This window comes from Planctomicrobium mucosum (assembly GCF_051466335.1).
In the GTDB taxonomy this organism is placed as follows: domain Bacteria; phylum Planctomycetota; class Planctomycetia; order Planctomycetales; family Planctomycetaceae; genus Planctomicrobium.
In genome coordinates, this window is sequence record NZ_CP195793.1 from 3969177 (window position 1) to 3993989 (window position 24813).

The window sequence follows — 24813 nt, forward strand, 5'->3', positions numbered from 1 at the left end:
CTGAGATCTTGCTGAATTCACGAAGTCAAAGCGACTTCATTTTGTAGGGTGTACCGGGTTCATGATAGGGGTATCCCAACCCGCCATGTCGAGCGGCTTCACTCCACGGCGATAGCCGTCGAACGAGAACTTGACCGGGTGATATGCGCCGACGAAAGCGATTTCGGACTCGGGTTTGATCTCGTCTTCCAAACCAAGCCCCCACAGGCAGGCATTGACAAGCATTCGCCTGTAGTCGTCGTTGAGAATATCGACAGAGGCCCCGTAGGTGCTTGTGAAGACACGTCCCTGTTTCCCATCGACTCCTTCGTAAGTGCGCGTCCATGCTCCGGGGCAAGGATGCTTTCCTTCAGCGGGAGCGGAATCCTGAGTCATCCCTTCGAGCGGCTGCGCCAACGCCAGAATGGTGCTGTCAGCTTCAGGCTCTGTCCAATACCCTCCAGCCTGTACCCAGGGAGTGACTACTCCCTTGAGAATTGGATGAGTCTTTTGTTCTGGGACAAGATCCAATCGCGTGCTCATGCGGTGATTGTCTCCGTAGTGACCTGCCCAGGTCTCCCCGAGTACTCGTCGTCCGAACCCCTTCGGATAGTCCGCCCCATCATAGTCGTAGGAGTAGCGGGAATACTGTTTTCCCTTGGGGATATTGAAAGCATGTGTCGAGGTTCTCAGCCCAACGACAGGTCCAGCACGGTGCAAGTAGTCCTCAATCGGCTGCATTTGTTCTGGACTGAAATCCTGAAATCGCAACATCATCACCATCAGGTCTGCGTTTTCAAGAGCCTCTGTCCCGGGCATATTGTTATTCCCCGGAACGATTTCACCCGTGACAGGATCCACATTGAAAAGCACAGTGGTTTTAAAGCCGTAGTGCTTCGCAAGAATTCGAGCCAACGCAGGCAGCGTTTCTTCGGAACGATACTCATGATCGCCCGCCAAGAACACAATGTGTTTCCCATGGCCGATCCCCGATTCCCCCTCGAAGACCAGATGGTCAGCCCGTACAGCGGAGGTGAAAATGAACACGGAACACAGAATTAGAGCCAGTCTTGATCGCTTCATTGGGACTCCACAGTGTATCGTTCATGGAAATTCGCCACACGAAATTCCCCAGTATGAATTCGAATCCATCGAATCCGGAGATCTCACGAAGCTGAATCAGGACTAATCAACGGAAGCTGTTGTAATGAAGTTAAATTTGTCCTGCAACACCCTGTGGTCCGTTGGTCCTCGAATTCCGTCCTGACTCAATTCATTGCAGCAATTCTTCCGGAAAGTGATTGCCCCATGTTCGAACTGTTCTCTTCTTCGAGCCAGCAGTCGATTTCTCGACGGGTCGCATTGAAGGCCGGGTGCTTGGGACTGACATCCATCGCGGTCGGTTCACAGAACGCGGTTGGCAAAGATCGCCCCCAGCGAAAAGTCCGTATTGGCCAGATTGGTGTGACACACGGGCATGCGAACAAGCTGCAAGTGTTCAAGAACCATTCCGAATTCGAGATCGTTGGGGTCGCAGAGCCGAATCCTGAGCAACATGAGATGATGAAGTCGTCCCGCTTATACGGGGATCTGAAGCATTGCTCGGTTGAAGAGCTTCTCTCCAGTCCAAATCTGGATGCGGTGTTAATCGAAACGGATATCCGCGATCTTCTTCTGTATTCCAAACTTGCATTGGAGGCTGGCAAACATATTCATCTGGACAAGCCCGCCGGCTCTTCACTTCCAGAACTGCAGGAAGTGATTGACATCGCAAAGCAGCGGAATTTGTTCGTTCAGCTGGGTTACATGTACCGGTACAGCCCGGCTGTTCAACTGCTCCATCAGTTCCTTCAGCAGGGATGGTTAGGAGACGTTTTCGAGATCCATGCCGTCATGAGTAAGGTCGTGGATCCGACTTTCCGCAAGGTCTTCTCCGAGTTCACAGGCGGAACGATGTTCGAGCTGGGTTGCCATCTGGTCGATCTGGTCGTCGGAATTCTGGGAGTGCCCGACAGCATCCACTCTTACTTGAAGCACTCGGGAAAATTCGATGATTCATTGAACGACAACTGCCTTGCAGTGTTCGATTATCCACAGGCGAGAGCCACGATTGTCAGTACAGGATTGGAAGTCGACGGTTTTGCACGACGGCATCTTGTCGTCTGTGGAACTCAAGGAACTTTCTCGATCCAACCATTAGACAATCCATCCGCAACAATCACTTTGGAGACCGCACAAGGTGACTTCAAGAAAGGAACCCAAACTGTGACATTCCCGCGGTTCGATCGGTACATCGCAGAGGCAGATGAGCTGGCTCGCGTTGTACGTGGTGACATGCCAATCCCGAATCGTTATCAACAGGAAATTGATGTGCAGCGGTCTGTATTACTCGCTTCCGGTATGGAGACAATCGGCAACAAAAAATGACTGTTAAAAAGCGGTGAATTCAGGCCAAGTGGGTTGCGGGTTGACGACACAGACAGGATTGTTTGTAAAGCGGGCCAACTGCATCAGAATCAAACGCCTCCTTCTCGAGTTGAAAGACTGAAATGAAGTTAGTGAATTGGCTGGCTGGTATCGCCATTTTGGGACTGTGCAGTCAGATCCCAGTAACTGCAGTTGCTCAGGAAAAAGGGCTCGTCTATGCCCACCGTGGGGGAGCATTTGAGTACGAGGAAAACACACTCTCTGCAATCCGCACATGCTACGAAAAGGGAATTCGCGGGTTTGAAATCGATGTTCGTATGACCAAGGATGGCGAACTGGTCGTTCTGCACGACGACACCCTGGATCGCACGCACGCAGGAACCGGTCCAGTTGAAACCAAGACTGCCGAAGAAGTCCGGAAGATCAAAACGAAAAAAGGGGAGTCGTTTCTGTTCCTGACAGAGCTTCTCGATTACCTCGCGGATAAACCCGGTGTTTATCTCGAACTCGAAATGAAGACCAGCAAACCCGAAGTTTACACTCCGGAAATTCTGGAAACGTACTGCCAGAAAATTTACGATCTGGGAACATCCAGGCAACCAGAGAAGTCAATATACACCTTCACTTCGTTCGACGATCGCCCTCTCAAGATTATCAAGAAGAATCATCCAGAAGCGGATATTCTTTACATCACGGGGGGAGCCTGCACTCCTGAATTCGTGGAAAAGGCGGTCTCTCTCGGAGCGAAACGAATCGGAGTTCGCATGGAAGGAACCTCCCGCGCGATGGTCAAAGAGGCCCAGAAGGCCGGACTCAAAGTGAACGGGTGGCCCGGTCGGAATCTCGAAGATTATCACCTCGCTGTCGGGTTGGGAGTCGATTGCATCTGCACCGACATCCCCATGGCAGTGCTCAAGTTTCAGGGAAAATTGCCCGAGTAATGCAGGTTGAAAATTGCCGGCCCAAAGCGTGGTGACGGTCATAAACAGAGCTTTCAGAAACAAATTCTGGAGGCTCTTTTTTTATGACGAGACCTCTTCATGTAGGCGTCTTCGCCACGCATTACGATCTTGGGAGATAGAGGGTCGGTGTTTTGGGAAGTGTGCTTTGCCACGGAACGTGAACGCCGCTGACGCGCAGTGCGTTCCCCACCCACGAATTGCACGTGTTGAAGATGATGTAGCTCCCCTTGGCTTCGAAAAATGCGTCGGTCTGGCCGTAGGAATATCCCGGAATCTGAATCACTCGCCCCTGCTCATCCCGCTGAAATGATCCCCTGATGAACTCGACCAACTCGCTGTACTGATCAGCGGAGATTTTCACAGAAACAGCCCTGCTCTCGACCTGCGGGAACGTGAACGCAACGTGTAAGCAAGTATGCGACGGGAGGCAAAGTGCATTGAACGCGGTCGAGAACTTGAGGTCGTTCCAAGTCGGCGTTCCGAGAAAGAAACCCCGATCTCCCCAGCCGATGGCGATGTGGGAATATCGAGTGGGACTCGTTTGGAACCAGTCTGGATTCAGTTCAGTTTGCCAGTCGAAAACAGCGTTCGTCACGGGAACGATGATATCAGAGTGAACAGCATTGGACGTGATAAAGATCTCGATTCCATCCGGGGTGGGGGTAAAGTCGTTGTTGACAGGGATGAGCCCAATCAGGATGACTCCGACGTAAAACAGAAAGAGGTAAGCAGTCCACTTTCCGATTCGAAATCCCCATCGTCCAATAACCGAATTCAGAGAAACTCGCACGTTTCACCTCTGGCATACTAATGGACTTGTTCGAGCAAATTCGATTGAACACTCCGGCTGACGAGCCAACGAAGGCCGATCAAGAGTGAGACATCAGCGATCGCGGTCCCGATTGCGAATAATGGATTTCCCGAGAGTACCACAATGGAAACCACAGCGGTCTGAAAATACCACCCAAATGCAAACGACAGCAGTGCCGGGGACGAGTTCCACCCGTTGGCAATCAGGATCGTCGTGTACGTCGCCAGAAATAAAGCGAACAGTCCGTAGAAAACCCAGAGATTCATTTTGTGTTCTGCAACATAGCAAAGAGACATCATTGGCACGAAAACGCTCACTCCGAGAATGCCCGCCAGAAGCGATGGCCTTCCTGTCAATGTCAGGGAACCGCGCCGTAACAGCAGCGACGCTCCCATTAGAAGGACCATGATGCCGTAAAGCGCGATCAGCTGCTCTATGTTTCCGACAATTCCATCACGTCGAGTATCTGAAAGGAACACCAGACTCCCCAATGCGACGAGTCCCAGGCTCAGCAGGAAAAACGATCGTGTAGTTCGTAGCCAGGCTTGTACACTCACTGCTCGAAAGAAAAAGTGAGTGAAGAAAATGGGAAAAACGACTGAGGCAAACCCATGCCAGATGCTGATGAACGTCCCCCAGGGCCACCCGATTCCAATCGCATCCCCGTAGCCATCAAATTGCCTAATGGGAGTCCCTGTCTCGAGCAGCAGCGTCTTTGCGAGGACGCCTTCGTTAAAGATCCCGTATGCTGTTCCACAAAGAATCAGACCTCCTAAACCAATTTGGCGACGACACGCAAACTCGCGTATCAAGAGAACCGGTAACCCATAACCGAGCGTCAGAAAGACAAGTGTAATGGGATTTAGAAACGCGTGGAGGGGAGTGCTTCCGGTCACCAGTTCAGGAGTGACCATCGTGAGAAACATCAGCGTGGCAATCGGTTGCCAGAGTTGTGTCTTGCCCGGAGCAGTAATGGCAACAGTCCTTTCAGGTTATGTGAATCGGTTCATTCCCCCGTTCCTGAATATAGCACTCTTATCGACTGAAATGGAAATGCCGTAAAACGGTCGGTTCACTCGCAGATGTTGCCCGAAAGAAGTTCATCAGCCAGTCACTGATTCAAGTTGAACTCTCTCGATCGTCACCTGAAGGTCGAGTGAATACTCAATAAAGGACCTGTTGTTGAACCCCAGAACGAATCGTGCTGAGCGCTGTCGCTGTGTCAACTCGCTGCAATTTCCTTCTGCAATTCTGACAGTGACCACTTCCCCCTCAATCCAACACTCCACTCACGCCCTCCTCAGTTGGCAACATGCTTCCAAAGTATCACGCAGGTATTCGGATTGAATCGACAATACCTGGGAGCGCGCTCGATTCAATCACAGTCTCTCAGGGTTGCAGGTTGAATCGTTCCAGCTGAGACGGAAGCGATCAGCGAGTCGGGGTGACTGGTAAATTCAGAACGAAACGGTCACGATAGATTCGTCCGTTTGTCAGATAACTCATCTGATTGAATATCTGGCGTCTGGCAGCGATTGAATGCTCCGGGGAATCGGCATCAATTCCTTTGGTTGAGGCGTCGATCCGTTTGGTCAAGCAGGTGAAATACAGAGATTCGCAGAGAAATAAAGCGAGGGTTGCTAAATGGTGAATCACTGGACGCTGAGAGTTCAATTCTTATCACTCCTTACGTTCATGGCTGGACTTGCGATGGCAGACTCACCGCCGACCCATACGGATGAATCCAAAGTTTCCGCTTACCAGTTACCAGATCCGCTGACATTCGCTGATGGAACTCCAGTGAAGACCGCTGAGGACTGGTTCGAACGGCGTCGTCCGGAATTGCTGAAATTGTTCGCAGAACAAATGTATGGCAAGCTCCCACCTGCCCCGGAGAAACTGAAATATCAGATACTTTCCCAAGACGAACAGGCATTAGATGGGAAAGCAATCCGCAAGGAAGTTGAGATAACGCTCGTCGAAAAGCCAACGCCCGTCACGATGACGATGCTGATCTACATTCCTAAAAACTCGAAGCCTGCCCCGGTTTTTTGGGGCCTCAACTTCCGTGGGAATCATTCCGTCACTGCCGACCCTCAAGTCCGACTGAACCCCAATTGGATGGCAAATGGGATCCCTGGAGTTGTGGATCATCAGGCAACAGAAGAGAGTCGAAACAGCCACGAGTCCCGCTATCCAATTCCCATGATCATAGATCGTGGTTACGCTGTGGCGACCGCTTACTACGGGGATATCGATCCAGATTTCGATGACCAGTTTCAAAACGGAATTCACCCCGCATTTTACAGCTCAAACCAATCCAAGCCACTTGCGGATGAATGGGGAGCGATCGGTGCATGGGCATGGGCCATGAGTCGCGGTGTGGATTATCTCCAGATGGATTCAGACATTGACGGAAACCGAATCGCTGGAATGGGGCACTCCAGACTGGGAAAAACCGCTCTTTGGGCAGGCGCGAATGACCCCCGGTTTGCGTTGACAATTTCAAATGAATCCGGATGTGGCGGAGCGGCGATCAGCCGCAGGGAATATGGTGAAACAGTCTGGCGAATCAACCATGCGTTTCCGCATTGGTTCTGCGAGAACTTCAAGAAGTACAACGGTCGCGAGGCGGAACTCCCCTTTGATCAGCATGAACTCATCGCCTTGATCGCCCCCCGCCCCGTCTACATCGCGAGCGCCCTTGATGATCAGTGGGCCGACCCTAAGGGTGAGTTCCTGGCCGCACGATTTGCTGATCCGGTCTACCGCTTTTTAGGGACCTCAGGGATGGGAGGAGACGGTCTACCAGAGATCTCACCGGAAGTCGATCAGCCACTTCAGTCAGGGATCATCGGTTATCACATCCGGTCAGGGAAGCATGACCTGACGGAGTACGACTGGGCTCGGTTTCTCGATTTCGCCGATATCAATCTTCAGAAGAAGTAATCTCATTCATCCAGGACCGACGTCAGGTCCTTATGAACGCCCTGTCACCAGATTGCTGATCTGCTTGAACGTGGCTGAACCAGCGACTTCGACCCACTCGAAGAGCACCATTTCCATCGTTACCAGTCTCACTCCCGCATCCGACATTCTCTTCAGACCGAGTTCGTGGTCATCGGGATTTCGGCTCCGCGAAGTGTTGGCGACCAAGTAAACATTGAATCCCGCTGCCAGCAGGTCGAGCGCCGTTTGTGTCATGCAGACGTGCGTTTCAATCCCTGCGATGACAACTTGATCCCGACCGTCAAGTCTTCCTGACTGAGTGACCCAGTCGAGGCACTCAGCGCAGCTAAAACGAAGCTTCTCAACCCGCTCTGGGACAAGTTCGGCCAACGAAGCGACTGTCGGCCCCAGCCCCTTTGGATATTGCTCTGTGACGCTGACGGGGACGTTCAGCAATTGGGCCCCCTTGGTCAGCTTGATGCACTTGTCGAGAACGACATCAAATTCCGGCACCACCGACTGAAATCGCTCCTGCATATCAACAACCAATAGACGGCTGCGAGTTGCAGAAAGGAGTTCGGAACTGCGGGAGTAGGCAGCGTGAGACATGGCGGCATCTCAGAAACAATGCTGAAAAAAAGAGCGGGGGACTTTCATCCCCCGCATTCCTGAATCGGACGTGACGTCTTACGACGCTGATGATTCGGATGACTCACCGAATGCATCCAACGGAGGACCACCCATGACGTGGTATCCGCAGTCGACGTGCAGTGTTTCACCTGTGATGCCGGAAGCATAATCGCTCAGCATGAACATCCCCGTCTTACCAACTTCATCTTCAGAGATGTTGCGACGGAGTGGTGAGAACGTCTCGTACAGCTCGAGCATCTTCTTGAAGTCGCCCACACCGCTGGCACTCACGGTTCGGAGAGGACCTGCACTGATCGCGTTGATACGAATGTTCTGCTTGCCCACTTCGCTGGCCATGTACTCGACGCTGCTTTCGAGAGCCGATTTGCAAAGCCCCATCAGGTTGTAGCCTGGGATCACTTTCTCACCGCCAAGGTAGGTCAGCGTGAGAATCGAACCACCATTGGTCATGAGAGGACGGGCGCGGTCAGTCATCGCGAGCAAGCTGTAAACGCTGATGTCCATTGCGAAATGGAAACCGTTGCGGCTGCAGGCGTAAACCGGACCGGTCAAGTCTGCAGGCAATGCTCCAGCGATACTGTGGAGGATGAAATCGACTTGGCCGAACTGCTCTTCGATGATCTTGAACGTTGCATCGAGTTCTTCGTCGCTTTGAACGTTACATGGAACAACGAACTTGGCGTCGAGCGGTTCGACGAGTTTGCGGACTTTGTTCTCGTTCTTGGGGCGTGCTGGATCTTTGTCCGGCAGATGAGTGAACCCCATTTCGGCGCCTTCCGCGTGCAGTGCCTGAGTAATCGCCCAGGCAATAGAGCGATCATTGGCGATGCCGAAGACGACTCCCTTCTTTCCAGTGAACAAACCCATGATCCGTATTTACTCCTGAAGATGCAGTTAACCTGAATTGCTGAACGATAATGGACAACCAGACTTTGGGCAATTGGGCCGCGACGTTTCATATCACGCCGGGAACACAACTCCCGTTTTCGGCTTCGCTTTTCCTGGGAACTCAGGCACTGGGATTTGCAGCCAGTAACACGACTAAGTTACCCAGACTATCAACGCTCAGTAGATATATGAAAACCGCCCACTGAAACATTCGGTTTCAGTGGGCGGCGACTTAAGTTCAAACCAACCCGTTATTTACGCTTGAGAGAGAACTGAACCCCCAATGATCCATGACCTTCTGAGTCTGGAACCATGTAAGAGGCCGATGGAGTGAGATACTTCTGAAGAGCTTCGAATGGAGGAAGCAATCCGAAGTCGACATTTCCTTCGAAAAGACTATCAAATTCGCCTTCACGTGCCTTATCGTAGCCGAGCTTCAGCTGGTCCACTGGATTCTGGTAAGCCAGCAGGCTGACTTTGGCTGGAATCTTGGCTTTGACTGCTTCGTACTCCGCCGACTTGTTCAACGGAGCTTCATGAGTTGATGACAGTGCGGTCTTCAGAAGTGATTCCTTCGACGAAATCATGATGCTCTTATTCTTGACGACAGCAGCACCCTGGTCACCCTCTTCGGTCAACTTCAGGAGTTTCGCTCCCTCAAAGTCTTCGCTCTTCGCATTCAGATTCTGTCCTTCGACGAAATCGAGAAGCTTCTGGGCTTTCTTTTCGTCTGTGACGCCGAGAGCGACTGTTGCAAGAACGTCTTCTGCCGATGCACCTGGAGTGATCTGGTACTGAACTTCTCCGGTCAGGACGTCAATAATGTCCTTCTTAATGTGCAAATTGGTGCCGGATTGCTGCGAGAAGCCGTCAACCATCTGAGCGAACTTGCCCGGCCCCGAGAACGAATCGTACATCGATTCAATTGCTTGGTATGCCCCCTGAATATTCCAGTCAAACGCACCAAACTGGCTTGCATTGGCTGGAATCCAGTCCGCTGGAGCGGAAACGGTTGGGCGAAGTTCAAAAATCTTCAGGATGCCGGAAGGTGGGCCGTCAACATAAATCATGGAACGGCTGATCGAATCGTAGTCTTCGACTGCAAACTCGATCGCTCCACCCATTCCCTTGAGGGAGTTCAGTCCGAAAGTTGGAGCATTGATGAGTCCGGCAGCCATCTGAGTCTGCTCGCTCATTGAAAGTGCCGTCGCGAGAAGGCCGACAGGATCGATGTAGTACTCGAATGCGGTGTCCGAGCTTCCTGGAGTGGTACACTTCTCGATAATCTCGCCAAACACTTCGTTGTCGGCGAATGTTTCTTCGCCGTCGCCACCCCATTGATCAATGACCGTTTCAAGGACAGACAGAGATGAAGCTGCGACAAAGATTTGATCTTTGACGAAGTAAGAGATTGTAACCCCTTCGTCAAAGTCTTCGTGGTCGATGGTGTAAGTCGTGACTTCAACACCGTCGATTGTTTCCGTAGACTTCTCGGAAATCTCGTCTTTGTCAGCTTCTTCTGCCTTGGCTAACAGCGTCTCGAGCACATCCTGATGTGTCCCGATGTCAATGAACAGAACTCCAGCCAATGACTCGCCGACTGGACGAACGAGAGCAAAGCTCACTTCGCCAGAAAACAAACCGCAAATCTGAGCCGGGTTGAGTCCGATCTCTTCTTCGGCTTTCTTCAGCCCTTCGTCGATTTTATCGACAATCTGCTTCTTGAAAGCGTCAAACTCTGGGTCGTGGAAGAGCTTGCTCAATTCCGTTTTCTGGAAGCTCTCATATGCCTTTGGAGCATTCGGAATCGTAGTGTACAGCAGAACTCCGTCGGGTAGACGCTGTGCTGCGGTAATTTCGTCCGCTGCATACCCTCGAATTGGCGATACTGCGACTGAGGCTGCGAAAGCAAGCAGCATCGCGGTGGTTCGCAAGAGACGATTGAACCTCATCTTCGTGGTATCCTTTTCGGCTATGTCGCGTTGGCCAACTGCCTGTGATGCGAACGGGCAATTGATCCCAACACAAAGATATTTGTTGCTGGAGAAATGTGATTCAATTCTCCAGAGACATGATTTGATTTTCTCAGGTGTATCGGGAAAATGTCAAATCGGCAAGCTTTACCAAGAGAATACCATGACGAACAGTAAATGGTTTCGCGACTTCCCGTTAATTTTTGACTAGTCGGGTTCCTTGCGATGCCAATTTGTTTGCACATTCCTGACTCAGGGCGGAGCGGGCATGCAAACTTGAGACACTTTCAAAGAAAGATCAAATTAAAACAGGGGTTTGAATTTCTCTTTGATCGCCTTGATCCCTTCCTGAAATGTTTTCACGTCCGTCGTCATGGAGACTAAACTGCAACCATGATCGACCAACATCGCTGAATGCTCTGGGCTGAATGTGACTGCTCCGAATGTCTTACCGTGACGTTCACAACTCTTCGCGATCTTCACGACCGCTGCGACCATGCGGGGATGCATGATGTCTCCAGCAATGCCATAAGCCTGACTGAGATCTGCAGGCCCCAAAAAGAGGTGATCGACATCGCTGATTGAAGCAATTTCTTCGCAGCATTCGACCGCAGCTGCGGTTTCAATCTGAATCGCGACCAAGGAGTTTTGATTCGCTTGCTGACAGAACTCGGGGATCGAGAGAAGGCCGAACTGACCATCATGACCACCACCGTTGAGTCCTCGCTCTCCGCGGGGTGCGAATTTACTCCATCGGACAAACTGCTCTGCTTGCTCGGGGGAGAAAACCTGCGCAGCCATCACCCCTCCGACACCAGACTCCAACGCGCGAGTCACAGTGGCGTAATCCGTCGGAGCGACTCGAACAAAACTGTCGAGATTCCAGGCCCTGCCAGCGCGGGCGGCTGATTCGATTTGATCGATCGTGAATCCGCCATGCTCGTGGTCGATCCAGAATCCATCGAAGCCGCCCTGAAGCCCGAACATTTCGACCATATTCGGGTGAAAAGACCGTCCGAGAGCAAATACGTTCAATCGTTCTTTGCGGGCCAGTCTCGATTTAATCGAACGCGATCGATCGTCTTGGTGATGCATTGGACACTCCTCAGGGGCAACGTGTTTTATCTGATCATATGCATTGTTTCAGAAATCATCTACTGAAAACACATTGCTTCGATCGAGGCGTCGTGTCTAGCGGCTAGCCAGACCTTCCAGCACAGCAATTGCTTCCGTCCCCTCAGTCGATTGGGCCATTGGACTGACCCCGCCACCGAGGCAAATATCTCGATATCAAAACCGTCCACCGTGAATTTTGTGCAAAAATATTACAAAAACACGCCTGTCATTGACCAACGCCGTGTTATATAAAACTAAAAAAGATATAATCACCCGCACTTCATCTCGAAGGCGGCTGAAGATTCATCGAGTTTTTAGATCAACCATTTGAAAGTACTGACTCATGAGTGCTCCCGCACATCCCATTCTCGAAGTTTATCAGACCGGTCCGACGACGGTGGTCGGATTTGGTGGACGGGACGTCCTGCTCGATGTGAATGTCGCGGGCTGTCGAGATGAACTTCTCGCGCTGATTGAGAACGAACAGTGTGAGGTCGTCGCCTTCGACTTGACCGGTGTAATGCTGCTACCAAGCGGTCTTCTCGGGGTGCTTGCATCACTTCGCAAACTCGGGGTTTCAGTGCACCTGTACAACCCGTCGAAAGACATTCGCGAGGTTTTGGAAATCACTCACCTGAACCGGCTAATGGAAGTGTACGAAGTCCCGATTCAGAAAGATTGACCAGTGAAGCTGGCTCGCAGATAATCCACGACCTGACCGGACTCCTTTTGTCAATAAAAAACGCCTGCAGACAGTGCAGGCGTTTTTTATTACAGAGTCATCGCTGGGATCAGTTCTCTTGGTATTCAGGTGTCGCTGGAGGGGTTTTGCTGTCGCCAGGGGGAGGCGTAGCGATCTCCGAATCCTGCGGATACCACAACGAGTCATACTGAGGATTCAGCTGCGATTTTGGTTGCGAAGATTCCCGCAATGAATTTGGATTCGATGGCGAGTTCAATAGTGGAGAGGTCCCCGAATTCGGTTGATAAATCGAGTCATTGCTACTTGGAGTCGAAGTCCCTGTTTCCCCATAGTTGAATTTGCCGGTCACCGGGTCGTAGACAGGTCCACTTTTCGAACTGGAACTTCCGGTAGTTTTCTGCGATGGGTAGCCAGCAGGGAGAGAAGGTGCTGCATCAGGATGGTTCGTCGTCGAAGAGCGCGGAGAACCATCGATCGAAAATGGAAGAGACTGACTCTCTGTAGCGGACGGTGTCTGGAGTGGAATCCCGGTTGCGAGCGGAGCATCACTCGCTCGGTTTGGATTGAATCGGAACGGAGCAGCCGGGCTCGCCCCTGCAGGTTGAAGTTGCTGGACGCGCGTTGGCTGCGGTTCGGTCGAAGGTCGGACGACTGCCATCCCCAATCGAAACGGAGGCACGTTGGCATCCGTTTGCCACTTCAGATTCACCGGGGTAATGACATTGGCATTTGGAATACGGTTCTGCAATTCAACTGGCGTCAGCTGATCGGAATCCGCATCCCAAATCACGACTCCGCCATTACGGAGCAATGTCTGGTCATTCATTCCGACATTTTTTCCGGGATTTAGATCCGTGTATGTTTTTACGGTCGAGCCTGTGGTGCTGTACCAGGCAGCGTTCTGAACAAGCTGCTTATTGCCAGCGACGATGGGAGGTTTTCCTTTGAAGCCGGCGGATTTCCAGGCAGACTCAACTTGCTGAGAGAGTTTCTCCCCCGGGAACTGCGTGTTCGCTCCCTGATTTTTAATTTGAGGAACCATCACAGTCAGGGCGACGAGTGTCGCTGCGAACAAGCCCACGGCGGCACCGATACGAATGATGGATCGTCTCCATGAAAGTCGTGTTTCGCTTAAATGTCCCCACATCAGTAGCACCACTCCCAGGTAACTCCAGTTAGTGACCCCTGCAAACAACGCTGAACTCGGGCCGGCCATCAAGGAAAGCCCGAAGATGATCGCCGGAGGGAGGCAAGTCAGCCACAACAAGTAACGACGACCAAAATCTCGCTCTTCATCTTCTGATTTCACTGGCTCTTCAAAGCTGAACCACGCGACGAGCGGAGTGAGGAGAAGAATGACTGGTACCACGCACAACAGCTGAGTTCCTAAAAACGACAGCGGCTGGATTAAGTGGTGAGCAACAGAAGCAGAGCGTTCAATACCAGCCTGGACTGTCAGGAATTGATTCTGAGCAAGCCAAACCAGATGTGGCATCAGGAACGTCACCATGGCGATTCCAGAGAGGAATGGCCAAGAGGAATCCCAGCATCGTCTCGCACGATCATTAATCAGCGTGAAGATGAACATGGTCAGAAGCAGAAGCAACGTTCCGTAACTGGCAAGGAATCCGAGTGCCAGGCAAAGACCAGTCGCAGCCCAGTAGCGGCGTCTTTCATTCGTCAGAGCCGTGTAAAATGAGTAGATACTCAGGGACCACAGGGCGCTTGCCAGCTGATCACCATTGAACGCTGAAGCTGCGATGGTGCAGGAATATCCCCCCAGTAGTACGAACGCAGCACAAAGTGCCGTCCAAGGGTGAAGAAATTGTCTTCCCAGCTTCCAGGCAGCCCAGACGCTGACAACACCACACAACTGCGCCAGCATGTAAACCGGCCAATTCCACGGTGCGAAGAACGAACTGACAGCAGTTGCGATCCAGACGCCCAATGGGGGATGCGATGCATAACCCCATGCGAATTCGCGTCCCGACGTGAGCATTTCCAGCGTCTCATTCGGGAGGTTCGGCTGAGTTGCTGTTGCGAGAATCGTCCAGACGATGACATGGACAGTCACGATCGCCCAGAAGAATCCGATCGTCGGATCACGTCGACTCAATCTTGCGAAGTGAGCGATCGGCGAGAATTGGAACATCAAATGGCGGCGTTGTAGGGCTCCGTCCCAACTCATCGGCCTGTACTCCTGAATTTCATTGCCGAACTTACTGATCCGCTGGTGTGATCGAGCTGATTAAAAACCAGCATCACGACGAAACTCCTCTCTCGGCATCAGGAGGAGCAACTACGAATGAAACGGAAATATAAACACTGTGTCGCAGGAATCCTCCTGCGCGGTAAATCTTGTTAGTGAGTCAAATTGCTCATCAGGCTGCAAACTCGCGATAAACATTGAGCGTCTGGCTGAGCATTCGCTCCTTCAGGTAAGGGTGATCTTCCGGAATGGATGCCCCCTCGGTCAGTATCTTCTTAATCGCTGCCGCTGCTGCTGCGGTGTCTCCCGGAGGAACGACCCCCACCGGGAAGATGCGATTCAGGATCTCACCAGTTCCACCATGATCGTACCCCACGACGGGTGTCCCCATATTCAGGGCTTCCACAGTGGTGCGTCCAAACCCTTCTGGAGGGTGTGAAGTCAGCGAGACGAGAACATCGGAGACCGCATAAATTTCGCGAATGTCGTGACGATGCCCCACAAACGTGACTTGCTTGTCCAACCCTTTTGACTGAACGAGTTCCCGCAATTCCTCAGCATATTCCTGACGACGTGGATCAACCCCACCCACGATCAACGCTTGAATTTCTGGGAGATCGACTTTCAGACGCTCAACGATATCGACCAGATCATGGTGCCCTTTCAGGCGAGTCATGCGTCCGACGAGCGAGACGACAGGCTTTCCTTGCAGATGGGGATATTTTCCATACCACGCATCAAGCCAATTGGCGTCAGGCTGAAATCCTCGCGGGAATTCCACAGGATCGATCCCTCGTGGAATGGTCCGAATCCGATCTTGTGAGAGTGCCGGATAATTTGTTTTCAAATAATTTGCGACAGTTTCGGAGATCGCGATCACTCGCTCTCCGGAAGTCATGATGGCACTGAACCGGTTGACGCGGTATAGGCCGTGTGCAGTCGTAACCAGATGCGGGCGGGACTTTCGCCCCAGACTTTTCCATGCAAACCACCCAATCCACGCCGGGATACGTGAGCGGATATGCAGGATATCGACGTTTTCTTTTTTTAGCAGAGATCGCAGCTTAAAGATGTACTGGAGCACCTTGGGGGACTTCATCCCAATTGGCCATTGGACATGTTCACCGCCAGCGCGAGTAATCTCTTCAACCAGACGGCCTCCACCAGAGATCACGATGGAGCGGTGTCCGTTCCGAACGAGTTCCGCATTCAACTCAACGGTTCCACGCTCAACCCCGCCGGATTCCAGGTTCGGAAGGATTTGAACAACGGTGAGGCGTGGGTTAGACATACTCTGTACGCAACAAAAAAGTGGAATCAGGCTCTCGGATCGAGACACTCGCCGGGAAAATACCCCAAATTGCGCAAACAGGTCAATGCGTAACTGGCGCCGACGATTCAAAACGCACTTTCACTTCAGTGAAATATGATGTTCGATCGCCATTTTGTAAAAAATGCCAGCGAATTCACTGGTGGCCGACCATTCTGACTGCCGCTTCCTTGACTCCACCCCCCAGTCCCCCGACCATTCTTCTTTCAACAGATTACATGACTTGTGGAATTCGGTGGACATGATGGAAATTCTCCCAGCGATCGATTTGCGTGGAGGAAAATGCGTACGACTGCGTCAAGGGGACTACGCACAAGAGACCATTTTCGGTGACGACCCTGTTGCCATGGCGCTTCGATGGGAGCAGGCTGGTGGCCAACGGTTGCACCTCGTCGACCTGGATGGGGCGAAGGCAGGGAAACCTGTGAATACCGATGTCATTCGTGAAATTGTGAAAGCGGTCAAGATCCCCTGCCAGCTTGGAGGGGGAATCCGAAGCGAAGAGACCGTTCGCCAGATGCTCGAGGAAGTCGGTCTGGCTCGCGTCATCATCGGAACCGCTGCACTCAAGCAACCGGAATGGTTCCGGGACATTGTTGAAAAATTTCCCAATCGGGTCTGCCTGGGACTCGATGCTAGAAATTCCATGGTCGCGACAGAAGGTTGGCTGGCCGACTCCAAGACATCGGCGATGGATCTCGCGAAACAGTATGTGGGGCTTCCGCTGGGCGCTGTGATTTACACGAACATCGCGAATGACGGGATGATGCAGGGAATTGATGACGGAACCCTCGCCGACTTCCGGACACTCGCAGACATGGGGCTCAAGGTGATCGCTTCTGGCGGAGTCACCACGATGGAAGATATTCGTAAGCTCCACGAGATTTCAAAAACCTCCCCAAACCTTGTCGGAGCCATTACAGGACGAGCGATCTACGAAGGAACCGTGGACGTCGCTGAGGCCGTAAAACTGGCCGCTTCCTGAAAAGAATGACTGGAGAGATTGGCGGCCTACAGACGACCAGCGCAGCGTTCACTTGATGAACCAGGTTGCTCGGTCCGCCTTCTCTCCGTGACATTCGTCTCTTCGCCCGATCTCTGACGTCGATGCGTCTCTGGCACTCCAGTCCAACGTGAAACAGAAGCCCACACCCAGTCCACACGCGCCGCACAGGGGACCAGTTGTAATGCCACGACGTATTTAACTGGGAATCTCATCTATCTAAATGCTGCAGGACATGCCCATAATTCGGTCGTGGTTGCGTCAATTCAATGAGATCTCCGACGGAAGTAAGAAATGTTGGAAACCGAAATCAAGGTGAACCGGTTTTTGATTGAGTATGTGGTGAACCTGCTCAACGACGTCCCGGATGAGCAAATGGCGGATCAGCCATTCCCGGCAGCGAATCACCCCGCCTGGATTGTCGGACACCTGACTGCCTCCGCAGAATCGATTGTGACACTCCTCGGAGGAGTGCGAAGACTTCCGGAAAACTGGACTGAACTCTTCGGGCAGAATACAGAGCCATCGACGGACCGCTCGAAGTATCCTTCAAAAAAGGATCTCATTGAATTGCTCGTCGATCGATATCGCACCGCTTGTGAGCTCCTCGAAATCGCACCAACCGAGGCATTAAAAGGTCGCAATCCTCGCCCTCACATGATTGAGCATCTCCCGACCGTAGGCGATCTCGTTTCATTTGCGATCACGGGGCACGTCGGAATTCACACCGGTCAGCTGTCCATGTGGCGTCGTGCAATGGGAATCGGTCGCCTATTCTAAAGAAGCAGACCAAGTGATCATTGAACGTTACAAACCGAGCACCCTAAGCCAGCTTGGTCTCCCCGACAAGAACGTTCAACAATCAGCCGGCTGTCGGGAGTGATTCCTGATTTCGATTTCAAGTCGATGATCAATTCGAATTGAAATGTGTCTCTGACATCAGCGGAGAGACGATGAATCGTGAAAATGCCTTGTTACGGTTGCAAGACGAAATTTGGGACGTGCTTGTCATCGGGGGAGGATCGACCGGGCTGGGAACTGCCGTTGATGCGGCATCACGCGGATACAAAACAGTTCTCGTCGAGCAAAGTGATTTCGCCAAAGCGACCTCCAGTCGTAGCACGAAGCTGATTCACGGTGGCGTGCGTTATCTCGCACAGGGAAATGTCTCCCTCGTTCGCGAATCGCTGCATGAACGGGGGCTGTTATTACGCAACGCCCCGGAACTCGTTCGACCGCTGGAATTCATCATACCCGCACACAGTTGGACGGAACGCCTGTACTATGCCGCTGGATTGAAAGCCTACGATCTGCTCGCGGGCAAACTGGGCATGGCTCATTCAAGAATTCTCTCTCGCGCAGAGACAGTTCGCAGAGTCCCCACACTCAACGGCGAGAAATTTTCAGGCGGGATCTCCTATTTCGATGCCCAATTCGATGATGCCAGATTGGCGATTGCACTCGCGCAAAAGGTTCTCGATTTGGACGGCGTCGCTCTGAACTACGTGCAGGTTTCATCGTTAATGAAAGAAGGAGGAAAAGTCACTGGGGCAGAAGTGCAGGATCGTGAAACCGGTCGATCCTTTCGAATTTCAGCCAAATCAACCATCAACGCTACTGGAATTTTCACCGACGAAATTCGCCGAATGGATGATGGTGAGGCGAAGCCAACACTCAGCTTGAGCCAGGGAGCACACATTGTCGTTGATCGATCTTTCCTCCCCGGGGGAGCGGCGATCATCGTCCCCAAAACGGATGATGGTCGGGTACTCTTTTTGATCCCCTGGCATGGATCGACCGTGATCGGAACAACTGACATTCCCGTCTCTGCTCCTGAATTGGAACCACGCCCGTTGAAGGAAGAAGTGGAATTCCTGATTGAACATGCGAATCGTTACCTTGCAAAACAGGTTCAGCGTTCTGATGTGCGAAGTTGTTTCGCAGGACTTCGGCCATTGGTCAAAAGCGATGGGGAGGCCTCGACGTCGAAATTATCCCGAGATCACGTCATCCGGACGTCGGCGACCGGATTGGTCAGCATCTCAGGAGGGAAATGGACCACCTTCCGAAAGATGGGTCAGGATGCCGTCGACGCAGCGTCCAAAGTCGCTGACCTGCCGATGAAGGCGTCCCAGACCGAGTCTCTTAAATTCTCTGCCGGGGAGTTCAAGGAGAGCGTCAACCTCCAGGAAATCCCTGTTCTGAGTGGTGACTTCGTCAGAGAGAGTGCTCGGCACGCGATGGCGAGAACGGTAGAAGACGTTCTCGCCCGCCGGAGTCGATTACTCTTCGTCAATGCGCAAGATGCGATCCTCCAAGCTTCCGAGGTCGCTCGAACGCTCGCAGAAGAACTGCAACGGGATGAGCACTGGGTCGCGACGCAAGTTTCTGACTTTGAAGCGGTTGCATCTCGATATCTGCTTCCGTGACTCTCCATGATTCCGTGAAGTATTCGCTCCACCAAATCACCCTGCTCAACCGCAAAAGTAGCGGTTGAACTGATTATTTTGATTAATTTGGGTATTGTGGTGGCGATTCACTGGCAAAAACGCCGATCGACACAAATTGGTGTGGATTGACAGCGTACGTAAATCTGATATAACCACGACTGAATTAGTAGTTCATTTTCCGGTCAAGCCTCAAAGTTACAGGACGACGCCTCTTGTTATCGCAATCGACTCGAAAATCTGGTTGGAGCTTCCTCGTTGGAACAGCGTTGCTGCTCGGAGGAGTGGCGACGTTCCTGCCTCTGTCGGGATGTTCACAACAGACGACCGATTATGAACTTCTCAACGTCTCGTACGACCCAACCCGAGAACTCTGGAAGGATCTGAACGCTGCGTTCGTGCCCAAATTTGAAGAAAAGCACGGCAAGACGATCAAGATCAACCAGTCCCACGCCGGGTCTGGACCTCAGGCCCGGGCTGTGATCGAGGGTCTGCCGGCCGATGTTGTGACCTTGGCACTCTCTTCCGACGTCGATGCAATCTCACGTTCCGAAGTGATCGCCGAAAAATGGAGCGAACGGCTCCCCCACAATAGCGTTCCGTACACCTCCAGCATCGTTTTCGTCGTCCGCAAAGGAAATCCTCAGGGAATCAAGGATTGGCCAGATCTCGCCAAGCCAGAGGTTCAGGTGATTGTCCCGAGCCCCAAGACTTCCGGCAACGGGAAGCTGGCATTTATGGCACTTTGGGGAAGTGTTGTCCTCAATGGCGGAACAGAAGATGAAGCACGCGAGTTTGTCAAAAAGATCTATAAGAATACACCTGTGCTCGACACCGGGGCGCGTGGTGCGACAGTTTCCTTCGCAGAACGTGGTCTTGGAAACGTCCACCTGACTTGGGAAAGCGAAGCTCACCTCGAAATTGCCCAGTCAAATGGAGACCTCGAGCTTGTGTTCCCATCGAGCAGCATTCTGGCAGAGCCCCCTGTCACCGTCGTGGACAAAGTGGTCGATTCGAGAAAGACCCGCGAGATCGCTGAAGAGTATCTCCAGTTCCTGTACACACCTGAAGCACAACAGATCATCGCCAACCACTATTTCCGCCCACAGGACACAACAGTTCTCGAAGCGAATCGGGATCGCTTTCCTGAAATCAAACTGTATCCTGTCACAGCAATTTCCCCCGGCGGACTGGGCGAGGCTCAAAAACGATTCTTCGATGATCGTGGAGAATTCGATCAGATCTACGAAAGCTCGGGGAAGTAATCTGCCGTCAACAGACTGTCGCCGAGAAATTAATTCGGCGACTGGTCACTTCCGTTCCATTCAGATTTGAACTCAACGAGTTTACCCGTACTGACCCCATGACCTTTCCATTGCGATCTCAACTGAAGCTTGGAGAGAACTGGCCCCAAAACGTGCGGGTGGCTTTAATTAACAGTTTTGAAGGATCATGACCGAGTCAAAAACCGGAGTGATCACAACTCCATCACAGCACGAGTCCTCTCCCGGAAAAGCTCAGGGAAGTCGAACCTTGTATTCATCGGATGGATCAAAGCCTCCAGTGAAGAAAGGGCGTTCGCATCGAAGCCCTCTTCCTGGATTCGGTCTCGGGATGGGAATCACACTCAGCTACCTCTCTGTGTTGCTGCTGATTCCGCTATTCGCTCTCATCCTGAAAGCGACCAGCCTGACTCCTTCAGAATTTCTCGCTGCCGTATGGTCCCGTCAGGCTGCATCAGCCTACATGGTTTCGTTCGGAACGTCACTGGTCGCTGCGATTGTGAACTGTGTGCTCGGGCTGCTTCTTGCCTGGGTGCTCGTCCGGTATCAATTCTTTGGGCGGCGGTTCCTCGATGCATTGATCGATCTTCCGTTTGCACTTCCAACCGCTGTCGCGGGACTTGTCTTCTCTGCCTTGCTGGTTGAAAAGGGGCTCTACGGGAATGTTCTGGTTCCAATCGGCATCCAAGGAGCGTACACCCAGCTTGGGATTGTCATCGTGATTGTGTTCGTGGGCCTTCCCTTCGTTGTGCGAACCGTCCAGCCTGTTCTGGAAAGCATGGATAAAGATGTCGAAGAAGCGGCGGCATCGCTGGGTGCTTCTCGCTTGCAGACCTTTAGAAAAGTGCTCTTTCCCGCACTCTGGCCTGCGATCATGACCGGATTTGCGCTCTCCTTCGCACGTGGAATTGGTGAATACGGAGCGGTTGTGTTCATCTCGGGAAACATGCCGATGAAAACTGAAATCGCCCCTGTACTGATCGTGAAAAAACTCGACAACTTTGCATATGCGGAAGCGACGGCAGTTGCGCTGGTTTTGATTGTCGCGTCATTGCTGTCACTGATCGTCATTAATTGGCTCGAAAGCCGGAGTCGACGTTATGCAGGTTAGTCACTCACACGGCCTGAAAAAGGCAAACGCAACAGCACAGGAGCCATTTTGGCTTCGTTGTGTCTTGATCACCTTGGCTTTTGTCGTTGTCTTTTCTCTGATTCTCGTTCCGGTGTTGTACGTCTTCTATCAGGCGTTGCTCCCGGGCGCAAAAGGATTTCTCGACACAATTCTTCACGTTCGCAGCTTCAGTCAGCTGGCTGAAAGTCTGGGATTATTGTGGTCCGGATTCGCTGCGTTTTTCTCGAATCTTTTCGGCGACCCAAATACCCGACACGCGATTTTCCTGACCTTCACGGTTGCCCCCATCGCAGTGATTCTGAACACGGTCTTCGGCGTCGCAGCAGCCTGGACAATCACCAAATTCAGATTTCCGGGTCGTTCCGCATTAATGGCGTTCCTGGATGTCCCGTTCGCAATTTCTCCCGTCGTCGCGGGATTGATGTTCGTGTTGCTGTTTGGTTCACGCGGGCTGCTGGGACCAACACTGAACTCCATGGGATTGCAAATCATTAACTCGTGGCCGGGAATCGTTCTGGCAACAAGTTTCGTCACGATGCCATTCATCGCCCGTGAATTGATTCCATTGATGCAATCATTGGGAAGCGATGAAGAGATGGCTGCGGTCAGTCTGGGGGCAAGTCCCTGGCAATTATTCTGGCGAGTGACATTCCCCAATATCCGCTGGGGACTGCTCTTTGGAATTATTCAATGCAACGCGAGAGCGATTGGTGAGTACGGAGCGGTCTTCGTGGTCTCAGGACGCATTGAAGGGAAGACAGACACCATGCCGCTTCGCGTGGAGAAGCTGTTTTTCGAATCGAACAATCCCGGGTCTTACGCCGTTGCATCCGCGTTGACTCTCATGGCATTGGCAACACTCATCGGGAAGATCATTCTCGAGAACATTCTGGCTTCGCAAGAGGCAGCCCGTCGGGCGGAAGCTGAGGAACTTGAAACGGTTTGACGCCGACTCAGGAAGCGACTTTCGCATCAGGATTCAAAAGAGAGTAACACCCGACCGGGGTGCTGAAGGACAGTGGAATGAGTATCACAATCCAGAACGTGACAAAAACGTTTGGCAGCTTCACAGCGTTGCACGACATTACCCTGGAAGTTCCATCGGGATGCCTGCTCGCGTTGCTTGGCCCTTCCGGATCTGGGAAAACGAGCCTGCTCCGCATTATCTCCGGATTGGAGCATGCAGACACTGGATCGATCCGTTTCGAAGACGAAGACGTGACCAGTCAGCAGGCTCGCGATCGCGGCGTCGGGTTTGTGTTTCAGCACTACGCATTGTTCCGACATATGACGGTTTTCGAAAACGTCGCTTTCGGGATGAGGGTGCGAAAAGCTCCGAAACAGGAAGTACACGACCGCGTTCACGAACTACTGAATCTCGTTCGTCTGGAAGGCCTCGGACATCGTTATCCTTCAGAGCTATCAGGTGGACAACGGCAGCGTGTGGCACTCGCGCGTGCGTTAGCTGTCCGTCCGCGCATGCTCTTGCTGGACGAACCGTTTGGTGCACTGGATGCGCAGGTTCGTCAGGAACTCAGAAACTGGCTTCGCAGACTGCACGAAGAGATGCACGTGACAACGGTCTTCGTGACGCACGATCAGGAAGAAGCATTCGAAGTTGCTGACCGGGTCGTTGTGATGCGGAAGGGGAATATCGAACAGGTTGGAACTCCTCAAGAGGTTTTCGACCACCCGGCGACCCCTTTCGTGATGGACTTCCTTGGGAACGTCAACGTCTTCCACGGACGAGTTCAAGCGGGACGCGCACACGTCGGCCCGTTCAACCTTGCCTATGACGACTATCAACACGATGAGCCTCGTAATGCGACCGCGTATGTGCGTCCGCACGAGTTGCTGATCGATCGCGTGGCTGTTGCACCGGGATCACTTTCGGGACGCGTTGTTCAGATCAATCCGCACGGGGCGGTCATCAAGGTTCGCGTTCTTTTGGACGAATTCGGCGCTCAAGTCACCGTCGACCTGGTTCGGGAACAGGCACAACGGTTGCAACTTGTGCTCAACGACAACGTATTCGTCAGCCCGAAATCGGCAAGGGTCTTTATGCCCGAAATGGACTACGCCATTTAGTCGGAGTTTGAGATGACTGCACATCGATGGAGACGAATTCAGTCCAGCTGACAAGCTGTCACCGAAGGCGTTTCCAGAGATAGACTTCATCGGAATTCTGAGTGTCGACAAGTTTCAGCGAGGAGTCGTCGACTCGAACAATGTTGTAGCTGCGAGAGTCTCCGAAGTCTCTGACGAGGCGGTCGACGTTTTCTTTGGGAGTTCCTGCCACAATTGTGTGGGTCAACACCCCATCTTCTTCTTTCCAACGCAACTCCAGTTCCATTTCCGTCCCGTACAGGAACGACGCCAAAAGATCCAGGCGGATGTGCATTTTGGCAGTCCCATCCTGATTCACCCAGATCTCCCTGCGGATCGATTCATCGAGTAACCAGTGTCCGGTCAGTTCAACCTGCTGGGCCGCTGTTGTTGAAGTCGTTCCTTCATCTGTCGCGGGGTTCTCCGAAGCTGGATTCACATTCTGCACTGCGCCTCCTTCAGGAATCTTTCCGGAGGTAGGAGACTCGGGATCAGTGCGACGTTGAATCAAAACCCCTGCACTCACCATTGCGAAAATCAGCAACGGTAGCAAAGTCATTCGTAACGTGAGCGACGTTTTCTTTCGTCGACCTGGTGCCGGGCGTTCGACGACATCCGCGAGTGGTGACGTTTCTGCGAGATGTGGTTGTTCTGATTGAGTCATGTGAACAGTGTTTGTCGGGGAATGCGAATCAATACCCATCCAGGAATTTACAATCGTCGTCTTTGTTGCCAAAATCTCAGGCGATCACAGAGGATGGAATGTGGTCAATAGCGGCATGAGCGTCTGCAAAATCTGTAAGATTTGAATTTGTTCATTGTCACCAGAGAGACGAATGCAAAT

The 24813-nt window shown here is 52.3% G+C and carries 21 protein-coding genes; 11 read left to right on the forward strand and 10 right to left on the reverse strand.

Annotated elements, in window-relative coordinates:
• Positions 1 to 36 precede the first annotated feature (36 nt).
• A complete protein-coding gene (locus SH668x_RS15755; RefSeq protein ID WP_437186024.1) occupies positions 37 to 1062 on the reverse strand; it encodes a ThuA domain-containing protein in 1026 nt (341 codons plus the stop codon).
• 225 nt (positions 1063 to 1287) lie between these two features.
• On the opposite strand from SH668x_RS15755, the gene SH668x_RS15760 reads away from it, so the two are divergent.
• Both SH668x_RS15760 and SH668x_RS15765 read left to right on the forward strand, forming a co-directional pair.
• Positions 1288 to 2406, forward strand: a complete 1119-nt coding sequence (locus SH668x_RS15760; RefSeq protein ID WP_437186025.1) for a Gfo/Idh/MocA family protein — start codon at positions 1288 to 1290, stop codon at positions 2404 to 2406.
• Between the two features lie 122 nt (positions 2407 to 2528).
• Positions 2529 to 3347 (forward strand): glycerophosphodiester phosphodiesterase, encoded by an 819-nt coding sequence (locus SH668x_RS15765; protein WP_437186026.1) that lies wholly within the window; start codon positions 2529 to 2531, stop codon positions 3345 to 3347.
• Between the two features lie 121 nt (positions 3348 to 3468).
• On the opposite strand, the gene SH668x_RS15770 is transcribed toward SH668x_RS15765, so the two are convergent.
• Positions 3469 to 4158, reverse strand: coding sequence for a TIGR02117 family protein (locus SH668x_RS15770; protein WP_437186027.1), 690 nt, complete (start codon positions 4156 to 4158; stop codon positions 3469 to 3471).
• Positions 4159 to 4175: 17 nt separating this feature from the next.
• The gene (locus SH668x_RS15775; protein WP_437186028.1) at positions 4176 to 5105 is read right to left on the reverse strand and encodes a hypothetical protein; all 930 of its coding nucleotides are present in this window, start codon (positions 5103 to 5105) and stop codon (positions 4176 to 4178) included.
• A gap of 718 nt (positions 5106 to 5823) precedes the next feature.
• Here SH668x_RS15775 and SH668x_RS15780 point away from each other — a divergent pair.
• Complete coding sequence (locus SH668x_RS15780; RefSeq protein WP_437186029.1) at positions 5824 to 7128, forward strand: alpha/beta hydrolase family protein; 1305 nt, start codon at positions 5824 to 5826, stop codon at positions 7126 to 7128.
• 30 nt (positions 7129 to 7158) lie between these two features.
• Here the strand turns inward: SH668x_RS15780 and SH668x_RS15785 are convergent, their stop codons facing one another.
• From SH668x_RS15785 to SH668x_RS15800, 4 genes are all read right to left on the reverse strand, one after another.
• The gene (locus SH668x_RS15785; protein WP_437186030.1) at positions 7159 to 7737 is read right to left on the reverse strand and encodes a hydrolase; all 579 of its coding nucleotides are present in this window, start codon (positions 7735 to 7737) and stop codon (positions 7159 to 7161) included.
• Between the two features lie 78 nt (positions 7738 to 7815).
• Positions 7816 to 8646, reverse strand: coding sequence for an enoyl-ACP reductase FabI (locus SH668x_RS15790; RefSeq protein WP_437186031.1), 831 nt, complete (start codon positions 8644 to 8646; stop codon positions 7816 to 7818).
• A 272-nt stretch (positions 8647 to 8918) separates the two neighbouring features.
• Positions 8919 to 10619, reverse strand: coding sequence for a hypothetical protein (locus tag SH668x_RS15795; RefSeq protein WP_437186032.1), 1701 nt, complete (start codon positions 10617 to 10619; stop codon positions 8919 to 8921).
• A 324-nt stretch (positions 10620 to 10943) separates the two neighbouring features.
• Entirely contained in the window at positions 10944 to 11735 is a 792-nt protein-coding gene (locus tag SH668x_RS15800; RefSeq protein ID WP_437186033.1) for an HpcH/HpaI aldolase family protein, read from the reverse strand.
• Between the two features lie 364 nt (positions 11736 to 12099).
• Here SH668x_RS15800 and SH668x_RS15805 point away from each other — a divergent pair, with 364 nt between their 5' ends.
• Complete coding sequence (locus SH668x_RS15805) at positions 12100 to 12438, forward strand: STAS domain-containing protein (protein WP_437186034.1); 339 nt, start codon at positions 12100 to 12102, stop codon at positions 12436 to 12438.
• Between the two features lie 109 nt (positions 12439 to 12547).
• Here SH668x_RS15805 and SH668x_RS15810 read toward each other — a convergent pair whose 3' ends face one another.
• Both SH668x_RS15810 and SH668x_RS15815 read right to left on the reverse strand, forming a co-directional pair.
• Complete coding sequence (locus tag SH668x_RS15810) at positions 12548 to 14647, reverse strand: glycosyltransferase family 39 protein (protein ID WP_437186035.1); 2100 nt, start codon at positions 14645 to 14647, stop codon at positions 12548 to 12550.
• A gap of 193 nt (positions 14648 to 14840) precedes the next feature.
• Positions 14841 to 15959 carry a glycosyltransferase family 4 protein gene (locus tag SH668x_RS15815; RefSeq protein ID WP_437186036.1) on the reverse strand — a complete coding sequence of 373 codons (1119 nt, stop codon included), beginning with the start codon at positions 15957 to 15959 and terminating at the stop codon, positions 14841 to 14843.
• Between the two features lie 283 nt (positions 15960 to 16242).
• On the opposite strand from SH668x_RS15815, the gene hisA reads away from it, so the two are divergent.
• The 7 genes from hisA to SH668x_RS15850 all read left to right on the forward strand — a co-directional run bounded on the left by hisA (position 16243) and on the right by SH668x_RS15850 (position 23951).
• Positions 16243 to 16983: a 1-(5-phosphoribosyl)-5-[(5-phosphoribosylamino)methylideneamino]imidazole-4-carboxamide isomerase gene (gene hisA / locus SH668x_RS15820; protein WP_437188569.1), complete on the forward strand. Its 741-nt coding sequence runs from the start codon at positions 16243 to 16245 to the stop codon at positions 16981 to 16983.
• 312 nt (positions 16984 to 17295) lie between these two features.
• A complete protein-coding gene (locus SH668x_RS15825; protein WP_437186037.1) occupies positions 17296 to 17781 on the forward strand; it encodes a DinB family protein in 486 nt (161 codons plus the stop codon).
• Between the two features lie 173 nt (positions 17782 to 17954).
• Complete coding sequence (locus SH668x_RS15830; RefSeq protein WP_437186038.1) at positions 17955 to 19430, forward strand: FAD-dependent oxidoreductase; 1476 nt, start codon at positions 17955 to 17957, stop codon at positions 19428 to 19430.
• Between the two features lie 233 nt (positions 19431 to 19663).
• The gene (locus SH668x_RS15835) at positions 19664 to 20713 is read left to right on the forward strand and encodes a sulfate ABC transporter substrate-binding protein (protein WP_437186039.1); all 1050 of its coding nucleotides are present in this window, start codon (positions 19664 to 19666) and stop codon (positions 20711 to 20713) included.
• A 187-nt stretch (positions 20714 to 20900) separates the two neighbouring features.
• Entirely contained in the window at positions 20901 to 21842 is a 942-nt protein-coding gene (cysT, locus tag SH668x_RS15840) for a sulfate ABC transporter permease subunit CysT (RefSeq protein WP_437186040.1), read from the forward strand.
• The gene (locus tag SH668x_RS15845) at positions 21832 to 22809 is read left to right on the forward strand and encodes a sulfate ABC transporter permease (protein ID WP_437186041.1); all 978 of its coding nucleotides are present in this window, start codon (positions 21832 to 21834) and stop codon (positions 22807 to 22809) included. The genes cysT and SH668x_RS15845 overlap by 11 nt, the downstream gene beginning before the upstream one ends.
• Positions 22810 to 22886: 77 nt before the next feature.
• Positions 22887 to 23951 carry a sulfate/molybdate ABC transporter ATP-binding protein gene (locus tag SH668x_RS15850; RefSeq protein WP_437186042.1) on the forward strand — a complete coding sequence of 355 codons (1065 nt, stop codon included), beginning with the start codon at positions 22887 to 22889 and terminating at the stop codon, positions 23949 to 23951.
• A 58-nt stretch (positions 23952 to 24009) separates the two neighbouring features.
• On the opposite strand, the gene SH668x_RS15855 is transcribed toward SH668x_RS15850, so the two are convergent.
• Positions 24010 to 24633 (reverse strand): hypothetical protein, encoded by a 624-nt coding sequence (locus tag SH668x_RS15855; RefSeq protein ID WP_437186043.1) that lies wholly within the window; start codon positions 24631 to 24633, stop codon positions 24010 to 24012.
• Between the last annotated feature and the right edge of the window lie 180 nt (positions 24634 to 24813).